This window comes from Mumia xiangluensis (assembly GCF_010994095.1).
GTDB classification, from domain to species: Bacteria; Actinomycetota; Actinomycetes; order Propionibacteriales; family Nocardioidaceae; genus Mumia; species Mumia xiangluensis.
On the sequence record NZ_WJYO01000002.1, the window covers coordinates 353,432 to 364,864 of the forward strand.

General features: G+C 71.9%; 13 protein-coding genes. 3 read left to right on the plus strand and 10 right to left on the minus strand.

What is annotated here, in order from left to right; all coding sequences use genetic code 11:
- Nucleotides 1-8: 8 nt before the first annotated feature.
- From GH747_RS07800 to GH747_RS07815, 4 genes are all read right to left on the minus strand, one after another.
- The gene (locus GH747_RS07800; RefSeq protein ID WP_149769018.1) at nucleotides 9-1,034 is read right to left on the minus strand and encodes an ATP-dependent 6-phosphofructokinase; all 1,026 of its coding nucleotides are present in this window, start codon (nucleotides 1,032-1,034) and stop codon (nucleotides 9-11) included.
- 74 nt (nucleotides 1,035-1,108) lie between these two features.
- Nucleotides 1,109-1,753 carry a response regulator gene (locus GH747_RS07805; RefSeq protein ID WP_149769019.1) on the minus strand — a complete coding sequence of 215 codons (645 nt, stop codon included), beginning with the start codon at nucleotides 1,751-1,753 and terminating at the stop codon, nucleotides 1,109-1,111.
- Between the two features lie 10 nt (nucleotides 1,754-1,763).
- The gene (macS, locus tag GH747_RS07810) at nucleotides 1,764-2,924 is read right to left on the minus strand and encodes a MacS family sensor histidine kinase (RefSeq protein ID WP_149769020.1); all 1,161 of its coding nucleotides are present in this window, start codon (nucleotides 2,922-2,924) and stop codon (nucleotides 1,764-1,766) included.
- A 10-nt stretch (nucleotides 2,925-2,934) separates the two neighbouring features.
- Nucleotides 2,935-3,657 carry a lysophospholipid acyltransferase family protein gene (locus GH747_RS07815; protein ID WP_149769021.1) on the minus strand — a complete coding sequence of 241 codons (723 nt, stop codon included), beginning with the start codon at nucleotides 3,655-3,657 and terminating at the stop codon, nucleotides 2,935-2,937.
- A gap of 87 nt (nucleotides 3,658-3,744) precedes the next feature.
- On the opposite strand from GH747_RS07815, the gene GH747_RS07820 reads away from it, so the two are divergent.
- The 3 genes from GH747_RS07820 to GH747_RS07830 all read left to right on the plus strand — a co-directional run bounded on the left by GH747_RS07820 (nucleotide 3,745) and on the right by GH747_RS07830 (nucleotide 5,491).
- Nucleotides 3,745-4,533, plus strand: coding sequence for an alpha/beta hydrolase (locus GH747_RS07820; protein WP_149769022.1), 789 nt, complete (start codon nucleotides 3,745-3,747; stop codon nucleotides 4,531-4,533).
- A complete protein-coding gene (locus tag GH747_RS07825) occupies nucleotides 4,530-4,988 on the plus strand; it encodes a hypothetical protein (RefSeq protein WP_149769023.1) in 459 nt (152 codons plus the stop codon). The genes GH747_RS07820 and GH747_RS07825 overlap by 4 nt, the downstream gene beginning before the upstream one ends.
- A 119-nt stretch (nucleotides 4,989-5,107) precedes the next feature.
- Nucleotides 5,108-5,491 (plus strand): DUF1330 domain-containing protein, encoded by a 384-nt coding sequence (locus GH747_RS07830; RefSeq protein ID WP_228552826.1) that lies wholly within the window; start codon nucleotides 5,108-5,110, stop codon nucleotides 5,489-5,491.
- On the opposite strand, the gene GH747_RS07835 is transcribed toward GH747_RS07830, so the two are convergent.
- From GH747_RS07835 to GH747_RS07860, 6 genes are read right to left on the minus strand one after another with little or no spacing between them, the layout of a single operon-like run.
- Nucleotides 5,478-6,257, minus strand: a complete 780-nt coding sequence (locus GH747_RS07835; RefSeq protein WP_228552827.1) for a TIM barrel protein — start codon at nucleotides 6,255-6,257, stop codon at nucleotides 5,478-5,480. The genes GH747_RS07830 and GH747_RS07835 overlap by 14 nt on opposite strands.
- A gap of 4 nt (nucleotides 6,258-6,261) precedes the next feature.
- Nucleotides 6,262-7,284: a Gfo/Idh/MocA family oxidoreductase gene (locus tag GH747_RS07840; RefSeq protein ID WP_149769024.1), complete on the minus strand. Its 1,023-nt coding sequence runs from the start codon at nucleotides 7,282-7,284 to the stop codon at nucleotides 6,262-6,264.
- A complete protein-coding gene (locus GH747_RS07845; RefSeq protein WP_228552828.1) occupies nucleotides 7,281-8,288 on the minus strand; it encodes a Gfo/Idh/MocA family protein in 1,008 nt (335 codons plus the stop codon). Before GH747_RS07845 ends, GH747_RS07840 begins: the two co-directional genes overlap by 4 nt.
- Nucleotides 8,285-9,442, minus strand: coding sequence for a Gfo/Idh/MocA family protein (locus tag GH747_RS07850; protein WP_149769025.1), 1,158 nt, complete (start codon nucleotides 9,440-9,442; stop codon nucleotides 8,285-8,287). Before GH747_RS07850 ends, GH747_RS07845 begins: the two co-directional genes overlap by 4 nt.
- A complete protein-coding gene (locus GH747_RS07855) occupies nucleotides 9,439-10,374 on the minus strand; it encodes an ATP-binding cassette domain-containing protein (RefSeq protein WP_149769026.1) in 936 nt (311 codons plus the stop codon). The genes GH747_RS07850 and GH747_RS07855 overlap by 4 nt, the downstream gene beginning before the upstream one ends.
- Nucleotides 10,371-11,408, minus strand: a complete 1,038-nt coding sequence (locus GH747_RS07860; protein ID WP_194842895.1) for an ABC transporter permease — start codon at nucleotides 11,406-11,408, stop codon at nucleotides 10,371-10,373. Before GH747_RS07860 ends, GH747_RS07855 begins: the two co-directional genes overlap by 4 nt.
- Between the last annotated feature and the right edge of the window lie 25 nt (nucleotides 11,409-11,433).

Genomic DNA, 11,433 nt, shown 5'->3' on the forward strand with positions numbered 1-11,433 from the left:
CAGCCCGCTCAGTCGAGCAGCGCCAGTGCCTCGGCGTACTGCTCGGGCGGGACCGTCTTGAGCTTGCCCACGCCGTCGGCGAGCGGCGCGCGGACGATCTCGTCACCCCGCAGCGCCACCATCGAGCCCCAGGCGCCGTCACGGACCGCGTCGACGGCGTGCAGGCCGAAGCGCGTCCCCAGCACCCGGTCGTACGCCGTCGGCGTGCCGCCGCGCTGCAGGTGGCCGAGCACGACGGCGCGGGTCGACACGCCGGTCGCGCGGCCGATCTCTGCGGCGACGTGGTCGCCGACCCCGCCGAGCTGGACGTGCCCGAACGCATCGGTGCCGGCTCGCGTGAGGACCTCCTCACCGCCCTGCGGGACGGCTCCCTCCGCCACCACGACGATGGGTGCACGGCCACGGGCGGTGACGCGGGCACAGCGGGCGACGACCTCCTCGATGTCGAACGGCTGCTCCGGGATCAAGATCGCGTCGGCGCCCCCGGCGATGCCGGAGCGCAGCGCGATCCAGCCGGCGTGGCGCCCCATCACCTCGACGACGATCGCCCGGTGGTGAGACTCGGCGGTGGTGCGGACCCGGTCGACGGCCTCGGTGGCGATCGCCACGGCGGTGTCGTGACCGATCGTCACGTCGGTCGCCGACAGGTCGTTGTCGATGGTCTTGGGGACACCGACGACAGCCACACCTGCCTCGGCGAGGGCGTGGGCGACACCCAGGGTGTCCTCGCCGCCGATCGCGATCAGGGCGTCGCAGCCGGCGGCGACGAGCCCCGACCGGACCCGGTCGATGCCGTCGTCCATGCTGATCGGGTTCGTGCGGGAGGACCCGAGCAGGGTGCCCCCACGGTCGAGCACGTCGAGCACGTCGGACGCGCCGAGCGGCCGGGTGTCGCCGTCGAGCGGGCCGCGCCAGCCGTCGCGGAAGCCGATGACCTCGAGGGGCTCGGCGTGAGCTGCGGCGCGGACGATGGCCCGTAGCGCGGCATTGAGGCCGGGGCAGTCACCGCCGCCGGTCAGGACGCCGACTCGCATGGGTTCCTCCGTCTCCCCGGCGCTCGGTGGCGCGGGACGTGCTCGCTTTGACCCCTGGCCGGCGATCGAGGACGCTAGTCGTCGAGACCGCGCTCGATGGCGTAGCGCACCAGCTCGACCCGGTTGTGCAGCTGAAGCTTGCGCAGGGTGTTCTGGACGTGGTTCTGGACCGTGCGGTGGCTCAGCACCAGCCGCTCGGCGATCTGCTTGTAGGTGAGGCCCTTGGCGACCAGCCGCAGCACCTCGGTCTCGCGGTCGGTCAGCCGCGGGGCGTCCGGCTCGTCGGTCGGCGGAGCCTCCGAGAGCCGGCGGTACTCGCCGAGGACGAGACCGGCGAGACCCGGGGTGAAGACGGACTCGCCGCGCGCCACTGCCTGCACGGCGTCGAGCAGCGCCTCGCGGGAGGCGCTCTTGACGAGGTAGCCGCTGGCACCGGCCTTCACCGCGTCGAGCACGTCCTGCTGCTCACCGGAGGCGCTGAGGACGAGGACCTTCGTGTCGAGACCGCGCTGGGTGAGCGTCGCCGTCACCTCGACGCCGTCGGGCGCCGGGATGTTGAGGTCCAGGAGAAGGACCTCCGGCCGGGTCGCGAGGACCCGGTTGATCGCCTCGGTGCCGTTGGCCGCGGTCGCCACGACCTCGAGCCCGGCCTCGGTCAAGTCACGTGCGACGCCTTCGCGCCACAACGGGTGGTCGTCGACGACCATCACGCGCACCATGCGCGAAACACTATCGCTTCTGGGGGACAGGAGGCATCTGCTCGAGCGGGACGCAGAGCTCCCACTCGCAGCCCTGGCCGGCCGTGTCGATCAGCTCGGCCGTGCCCCCGAGGTCCCGCAGACGGCCCTTGATGGACGTGGCGACGCCGAGCCGCCCCTCGGACTCGGCCTGCTCGAGACGCCCGGGCGGGATGCCCGGACCGTCGTCGCGCACGCTCACGACCAGCCGGCCGTCGCCGGTCTCGAGGAGGATCCACGCCGACGTGTCGACGCCGCCGTGGATGATCGAGTTCGACAGGCACGCCCGCACGGCGTCCACGATCTCCCCCGCGACGTCGGACGGCAGCATCAGCGGACGGCTCGGGGTGGCGACGCTGACCTTCGGGCCCGCGAGCTGGTCGAGCGCCTGCCCGAGGTCGGTGAGCTCGCCGTCCAGGGCGACCTCGCCGCGTGCCCGCGACTGGATGAGGCTCCGCAGCGCGAGCTCCTGCTCACCTGCGAGTCGGCCGAGCTCCGCGGCGTCTCCCCCGATCTCGGCGCCGCGGCGCTGCACGAGCGCCAGCACCTGCAGAACCCCGTCGTGGACGGCACGGGCGAGGCGTTCACGCTCGGCGGCGGTCGCCGCGAGGCGCTCCGCCTCGACCCGGCGTACGGCGGCGACGCGCAGCGCGTGCGCGCAGTAGCCGACGAGCATTGCGGCGAGCACCATCAGGAAGATGTTGCCGACGGTCGACGAGTTGACCGACGGACGCATCGTGACGTCGACGCTCTGCACGATCGCAGTCGCGAGCAGGCCGCCGGTGACGCCCCACCGCACCGCCCAGCAGAGCACCACGGTGGTCACCCAGTACGTCGTCAGGGTGAACGTGTGCGCGGCCAGCATCTCGTCGGTGTGCGTGTACTCGGTCGATCGCAGCAGCGCCAGCGTGATCGCCATGTCGACGATGAACACCCACGTCGCCCGGTGGCGCGGCTCGTACAGCCAGGTGACGACACCCGACCAGACGACCATGACGCCGATCAGCACCCACGCCGCGCCCGGGTGCTCGAAGTCACGCCAGCGAGCCGCGTTGATGCCGACGGCGTAGACCAGCGTCACGGCTCGCAGCACCGTCAGCACACGGTAGAACTGGTCGTCCACCTGCTGTGCGGCGCGCGTGGCGCGGTCCATGTCCGGAGTCCTAGGAGGCCTTGGGAAGCTCGCGGACCTCAGGGTCTGCCAGGTTCTCGGGGTCGGGCTTGCGGGAGCGCGAGGCGTACGTGTCGACGTACTCCTGACCTGACAGGCGCATGATCTCGTACATGATCTCGTCGGTGATCGCCCGCAGGACGTACCGGTCGTCGGCCATGCCCTCGTAGCGGCTGAAGTCGAGCGGCGTGCCGAAGCGCACCGACGGCCGCGTGAACCGGCCGAAGATCTTCCCGGGCGGCGCGACCACGTCGGTCCCGGACACCGCGACCGGGATCACCGTCACGCCGGACTCGAGCGCGAGCCGAGCCACCCCCGTACGGCCTCGGTACAGGCGGCCGTCCGGCGAGCGGGTGCCCTCGGGGTAGATCCCGCAGACCTCGCCCTTCCTGAGCAGGCGGAGCTGGGTCATGATCGCGCCCTCGGAGGCGCGCCCGCCGGTCCGGTCGATCGGCACCTGGCCGGTCCCGGAGAAGAAGTTCTTCTGGAACCAGCCCTTGATGCCGGGCGTGGTGAAGTACTCGGCCTTGGCGACGAAGGTGACGCGCCTCGGGACCACCAGCGGCATGAAGAGCCAGTCGCTGTACGAGAGGTGGTTGCTCGCGAGGATCACCGGCCCGTCGGTGGGGACGGTCTCGGTCCCCGTGGCCTCGGGGCGGAAGATCAGCTTCAGCACCGGGCCGAGGATCACGAACTTGAGCAGCCAGTAGAGCAAGAGATCTCCTCCTCGATCAGGGATGAGCGTACAGCGCCTTGCGCCGTGTGCTGTACGGACGGGCGCGCGCTGGGCGAAGATGGGGCCATGCCCGACTCCGCCCAGATCCACCCCCTCGCGCACCCGATGTCGTCCGACGGGGGACCGACAGGGGTCTTGCTCCTCCACGGCTTCACCGGGTCACCGGCCTCGATGACGCCCTGGGGCGCCGCCCTCGCCGAGCAGGGATACACCGTCCGCGTCCCCCGTCTCCCCGGCCACGGCACGACCTGGCGCGAGATGAACGCCACCCGCTGGGAGGACTGGTACGCCGAGGCCGACCGTGCGCTGACCGAGCTGCGGTCGCGCTGCGACCACGTCGCCGTCGCCGGGCTGTCGATGGGTGGCGCGCTGACGTTGCGGCTCGCGGAGCAGCGCCCTGCCGACGTCGATGCCGTGGTTCTGGTGAACCCGGCCGTGAACCTGGTCGACCGCCGCCTCGCCGCCCTGCCTGTGCTGCGCCACCTCGTGCCGTCGCTGCCGGGCATCGGCAACGACATCAAGAAGCCGGGCGTCGAGGAGTCGGGGTACGACCGGACCCCGCTGCACGCCCTGTGGTCGCAGACGCGTCTGTGGGCCGACGTCCGCGCCAACCTCCACCGGGTCTCGCAGCCGCTGCTGCTGTTCCGGTCGACCGACGACCACGTGGTCGACCCGTCCTCCGCGCGCATCATCCTGGCCGGGGTCTCGTCGGCGGTCGCGATCGAGACGATCCTGCACGACAGCTACCACGTGGCGACGATCGACCACGACGCCGAGCGCATCTGGACCGAGTCGGCCGAGTTCATCGCCCGGCACACCGCAGGTTCGAGCAAGGAAGGCGATCCAGCCCGATGAGTGGCACATCGTCCTCGGACGACGAGGAGTTCGAGCGCATCGTCGCCGGGCTGGAGCTGTCGGTCCCCGAGCCCGAGCCGCTTCCGGACCGTGAGCCGCCCGCCGAGACACCCGGTGCTGCGGACCCGGGTGACCTGCTCGCGCAGCACGGCGTGTTCCAGCCCCGGTGGTCGGACCCGGTGCCGCCTGAGGAGGAGGACGAGTGGGGCGACGACGACTTCGTCCCACCGGATCCTGGTCCCCTCCCGCGCGGCGACCGGTTGACCCGTCTCGCCTGGGGAGCGCTGCTCGGCGTGCCCGGGCTGCTGTTCGTGCTGGCGATCAGCGGCGCCCCTGTCCCGGGGGTCGTGCCGGCGCTGGCGGTCGTCGGGTTCGTCGTCGCCCTGGTCGTGCTGCTGGTGCGCCGAGGCGACCACGACCGGGGCGAGGACCCGGACCACGGCGCGGTGCTCTGAGGGCGGTGCCGGCCACCTACGGGCCATGACCTCGAAAGTAATCGTCAGCTCGCGTCGACTCGACTACGGTCGACCGAGCAGCCGGCGGAACCGCCGCCGAGCGAGACGAGGAGCGTGACATGTGCCCGCCGATGCCTGAGCCCGCCGAGCGATTCGAGATGCCGAAGAGCTATGCCGTCGCCCTGCTGACCGACGTCGACCTGGGCCCCGCGATCGAGGAGTACCTCGAACGGATCGATCAGACCCTCGAGCCGTTCGGCGGACGTTTCCTCGTCCACGGTGCTGCCCCTGTCGAGCGCGAAGGCGTCTGGCCCGGGCAGCTGATCCTCATCGAGTTCGACGACCCGCGCGGCGCGGAGCAGTGGTACGCGTCCGAGGCGTACCAGGCGATCGTGCCGCTCCGTGCGAACAACTCCGCCGGAGCGATCGCGTTGTTCGACGGCGTGACGCATCCTCACCGAGCGACCGACGTCCTGTCGGCCGGGGACGCTAGTCGAGCGTGAACGCCTCCCGGAACCGCTCCATCGCGACGTCGGAGTCACCGGACGCCCAGGCCTCCATCGCCACGACCCCGGCATAGCCGACATCGGCGAGGACGCGGGCGACGTACGGCCAGCGCACCTCGCCCGTGCCGGGCTCGCGCCTCCCGGGGACGTCGGCGACCTGCACCTCGCCGAGGTACGGCGCGGCGTCCCGCACCAGGTCTGCGAGGTTCCCCTCGCCGATCTGGGCGTGGTACAGGTCGAGGTTCATCCGCAGGTTCGGGCTGCCGACCGCCCGTACGAGCGCGAGCGTGTCGGCGGCCCGTCCGAACGGCGTGCCAGGGTGGTCGACGGCGGTGTTGAGGTTCTCGAGGACGTAGGTCACGCCCTCCTGCTCCGCCAGGGCAGCGAGGCGCTCGAGCGTACGCACCGCCGCCAGCCACATGTCGCCCGTCACGACCTCCACCGGTCGGACCGGGATGCCGCCCTCGCCGAGCCCGGTGCCGTGGACGTTGAGCGACGGGCAGGCGATCCGGGCGGCGAAGGCGATCGACTCGGCAGCGGTGCGCAGCAGGTCGTCCGCGCCGTCGGGCGTGATCAGGTCGCCGGTGACGTAGCCGGTCATCGACGTGAACCGCGCCCCGGTCGCCGCCAGCGCGTCGGCGTCCTTGGCCGTCCAGTCCCAGATCTCGACCGCGAAGCCTGCCTCGTGGATCCGGCGGACGCGCTCGAGGTGCGGGAGCTCCAGGTGGACCATCTCGGAGCACACCGCGAGGGTGAAGGTCACGGCGTCACACCACCGCGTCCGACGGGTGGACCGCAGCGCGCGCTCCGCTCTGCACCGACGCGATGCAGGCCTCCGCCACCGCGAACGCCGCGCGGGCGTCGTCGCCCGTCACGGCGGGCGTACGCCCCTCCCGCACGGCGTCGACGAACTCGTGGAACTCCGCGGCGTAGGCGTCGGCGAGCAGCGCGACGTCGCTGTGGCTGGTCCGCGCCAGCCGCCCCGACGCGTCGTGGAGCCGCATCGACGAGCTCGCACCGTCCCCGGCGGTGACCATGCCGGCGGACCCCAGGACCTCACCGCGTACGTCGTAGCCGTACGCCGCGGCGAAGCTCGCCTCGGCGGTCGCGATCGCCCCGTTGTCGTAGCGGATCACGACGACCGCCGAGTCGAGCAGCCCGGCGGCCTTGAAGTCGGGAGCCACGAGCGCGTCGGCGGTCGCGACGACGTCGACGGCGCGGGCGCCGGGGTTGAACCAGTTGAGGGTGTCGAAGTCGTGGATCAGGGTCTGGGTGAAGATCGTCCACTCCGGTACAGCCCCGGGATCGGCCGGACCATCGCCGGGGTCGCGGGTGAGCGAGCGGAGCATGCGCACGGACCCGATCGCACCGTCCACGATGGCGTCCCTGGCGGCACGGAAGTCGCGGGCGAACCGCCGGTTGAAACCGACCTGGAACACGACCCCCGCCGCGGACGTCGCATCGCGTGCTGCGTCGATCTCGGCCAGCGACATGCCCGCCGGCTTCTCGCAGAAGACGTGCTTGCCCGCCTCGGCGGCGGCCACCACCAGCACAGAGTGCGACGTCGACGACGCCGCGACGACCACCGCGTCCACGTCGTCCGCGCTCAGGATCGCCTCGGGCGAGGTCTCGCCCCGAGCGCCGAGGGGTACGGCGAGCGCGTCCGCCGCCCCCGGCCGCGGGTCGGCGACCGCGACGAGCTCGGCGCCGTGGACCCGCTCGACGAGGGTCCGTGCGTGCGCGGCACCGATGCGACCTGCCCCGACCAGACCGATCCGCACCGCGCTCATCGCGCACCCACGGCGTACAGGGCGGGGCGCGACGCGGAGAGGACCGGTTGCCGGGCACCGCCGACGAGGGCGGCGACCCCGGCTTCGGCGACGACGTTCGCGCGGTAGCCGTCCCAGGTGGTCGGTCCGTCGACCGCGCCGGCCGACGCGGCCCTGGCCCACGCCGTGAGCTCGATCCGGTAGGCGTCGGCGAAGTGGGCGACGAAGTCGCTCGCGACCGCGACGCCGTCCACGCCGGCGATCCTCGTGCTGACGCTGGGCGCGGGCGCGAGAGCGGCGGTGCCGGCCGTGCCGACGACCTCGCAGCGCACGTCGTACCCGTAGCCGGCGTTGACGAACACCTCGACCGTCGCGAGCGCTCCCCCGGCCATCTCGAGCGTCGCGAGCTGCGGGTCGGGGAGCCCGTCGCGCACCGGCGACTCGATCCTGATCCCGACGACCTCGTCGTCCAGCAGCCACGCGACCGTGTCCAGCTCGTGGATCATCGATCCGGTGACGATGCCTGGCCCGGTCGCGCTGGTCGTGCTCGACGCGTTGCGGTGCACGTTGTGCACCACGCGCACCTCCCCCAGGGCACCCGAGGCGACGGTTGCCTTGAGGTGCGCGTAGCCCGGGTCGTACCGGCGCATGAACCCGACCTGGACGAGCCTCCGTCCGAGCGCGACCTCGGCCTCCACGACCCGGAGCGCGTCCTGCGCGGTGACCGCGAGCGGCTTCTCGCACAGCGCCGGCTTGCCCGCGGCGATGCAGGCCACCGCCAGGTCGGCGTGCGTCGAGTCCGGCGACGCGATGACCACGGCATCGACCTGGTCGGACCCGATCAGATCCTCCGCCGACGTCGCGACGGACCCACCGGCCCCCTGAGCGACCTGAGTGGCCCGCTCGGTGTCGCGGTCGTACACCTCGGTCACGGCGACGCCTGGGACGGCGGTCGTGAGCGTCCTGACGTGATCGGCGCCCATCGCGCCCGCGCCGACGACTCCGACGCGCAGGACGGTGCTCACAGGCTCACCCACCGGCGCTCGGCGACAGATCGGGCGAGCGCCTCGACGGCCTCCGCCGCCACCACCGCGTCGTGCAGGGTCGCGCCGTACGGCTTGCCCTCGGCGATCGAGCGGACGAGCCGTTCGGCCTCGATCACCTTGAGGTCGTCGTATCCCATCGCGATGCCCGTGCCCGGCTGGAAGGCGCCGAGCTCGCCGTCGCGGGGGGTCGCGAACCACGTCGCGTACGACGCGTCCTGGTAGTCCTGGTCCAGGCAGACCCGCAGCTCCCCCATCCGGCGGAAGTCCCAGGCCAGCGCGCCGGTGGTGCCGTGCACCTCGATGCCGTACGTGCACTGCTCCCCGACCGAGGCGCGGCTGGACACCAACGTGCCTCGCGCTCCCCCGGCGAAGCGCAGCAGAGCACCGACGTAGTCCTCGTTCTCCACGTCGAGCAGGGGTCCGTCGCCCCCGCGCGCGAAGTGCGACGCCGCGCCGACGGCGGCAGGGCGCTGCGCCACGAACCGCGCGTCGTCGGCCACCAGCTCGGCGATGTCACCGACGACGTACCGGGCGAGGTCCACCCCGTGGCTGACCAGGTCGCCCAGCACGCCCGAGCCGGCGTACGCGTTCTGGAACCGCCACGACAGCGCACCCTGCGGGTGGGCCGCGTAGTCGGAGCAGAACCGGACGTCGACGTGCGTGACCGTGCCGATCCGACCGCTCCCGACGAGCTCGCGGGCGCGCTCGACGGCCGGCGCGTTGCGATAGTTGAAGCCGACCGCCGACTGCACGCCGGCCGCCTCCACCGCCGCGGCCACGGCGCGGGTCTCCGCCACGCTGCGACCGGCCGGCTTCTCGATCCACAGGTGCTTGCCGGCCTCGGCTACCGCGGTGCCGATCTCCGCGTGGACGTAGTTCGGGCCGGTCACCGAGACGACGTCGACGTCGTCACGGGCCAGCAGGTCGCGCCAGTCGGTGTAGGTGTGGGCGAACCCGTACGCGGCAGCACCGCGGGCGACCCGGTCGTCGTCGGCCGGGTCCGCGACCGCGACGAGGACCGGGCGCAGCGGCGCGGCCGGGTAGTGGTGGAGGAGGCGGGCGTACGCGCGGGTGTGGGCCTCCCCCATCCACCCGAGGCCGACCACGCCGACACCGAGCGTGCGGGTCGTCATCCGCGGGGCCCTCCGTCCGTGGGTGGCGTCGCCTCGATCGCAGCTTCGACGTCGGCCGCGTCCGCGACCATCTGCTGCGCGATCGCGGAGTCGGCGCCGAGGTCGCGGCTGAGCTCGTGGCTCAGTGCCTCCAGCTCGGCGCCGCCGGCCATCATCGCGGTCAGCTCGTCGAGGGTCATCTCCGACTTCGGGAAGTCACCCATGCTGCGACCGCGGCGCAGCAGCACGAAGCGGTCGCCCACGGGATAGGCGTGGTGCGGGTTGTGCGTGATGAAGACGACGCCGAGGCCGCGCTCGCGCGCCGCCGCGATGTACTTGAGGACCACCCCGGACTGCTTCACCCCGAGCGCGGCGGTGGGCTCGTCGAGGATCAGCACGCGCGCGCCGAAGTAGACCGCTCGGGCGATCGCGACGCACTGGCGCTCGCCGCCCGACAGCGTCCCGATCGGCTGGTCGACGTCGCGAAGATCGATGCCCATGTCGGCGAGCTCGCTCTTGGTGATGCGCTTCATCGCCGCGATGTCGAGCCGCCGCAGCGGTCCCGCACCCTTGGTCGGCTCCGACCCGAGGAAGAAGTTGCGCCACACCGGCATCAACGGCACGACCGCGAGGTCCTGGTAGACCGTCGCGATGCCCAGGCCGAGCGCGGCACGCGGGCTCGAGAACTGGCGTGCGATGCCGTCGATGAGCAGCGTGCCGTCGGTGTGCTCGTGGGCCCCGGCGAGGATCTTGATGAAGGTCGACTTCCCGGCGCCGTTGTCGCCGAGGATGCACGTCACCTCGCCGGCCTTCACCGTCGTCGTGACGTCGCTCAGCGCGATGACGTTGCCGTAGCGCTTGCCGATGTCGCGGACCTCGATGATCGGCGTCCCCGGAGGCGGCGGCGCGCTCGTGCTGACCTCGACCGCCTCGTCCTTGCGCGCAGCGCTCATCGTGCGTTCTCCGCCCTCTTGCGAACCCAGTTGTTGATGAGGCAGGCCCCCAGGAGCATGACGCCGAGGACCGCCTTCAGCCAGTTGCTGTCCCAGCCGGAGTACGGGATGCCCTGGTTGACCATCCCGTAGATCAGCGCACCCAGCGCGGCGCCGACGGCCGAGCCGTACCCGCCTGTGAGCAGGCACCCGCCGACGACCGCACAGATGATGTAGATGAACTCCTGGCCGATGCCCGTGTTGCTCTGCACCGTCGAGGTCCGGAACAGCACCAGCATGCCGACGATCCAGCCCGCGAAGGCCGTGGTCATGAACAGGCCGATCTTGGTCCGGAACACGGGTACGCCGACCTGGCGCGACGCGCCCTGCGCGCCGCCGACCGCGAAGATCCAGTTGCCGGCGCGCGTCCGCATGAGGATCCACGACGCGATGATCGTGACCGCGATCCACCAGATCACCGACACGTGGATCGTGGCGCCGCCGACCTCGAACGTCGATCCGAAGAGCTTCTTCGGCTGGTCGTAGTACGGGACGTTCGACATCCCCTGGATCGCGACCTGGCCGATGATCAGCTTCACCAGCGCGAGATCGATGCCCTGCAGCACGAAGAACGTGCCGAGGGTGACGATGAAGCTCGGCAGACCCGTCTTCATCACCATGAAGCCGTTGAGAGCGCCGACGGCGAGGGCCAGCGCCAGCGCCACCACGATCGCGACCCAGATGTTGAGCCCCCAGTGCGTGGTGAGGACGCCGACGGTCAGGCCCGTAAATCCCGTCATGACGCCGGCCGAGAGGTCGAACTCTCCTCCGATCATCAGGAGCGCGACGGCGACCGCCATGATCCCGATCGTCGACGACGTCTGCAGCCAGGTGCTCGCCCCGGCAGGCGTGGCGAACGTCTCCGTGGTCAGCGCGAAGAACAGGAAGACCACGAGTGCGGCGATCAGCGCGCCGATCTCGGGGCGCTTCAGGAGCCGCGCGACCGGTCCCGTCGTCGCGACGCGCTCGTCTGGTGGTGCCGTTGCCGTTGCCATCGTCATCTCCTGTCGGGGTGGCTGC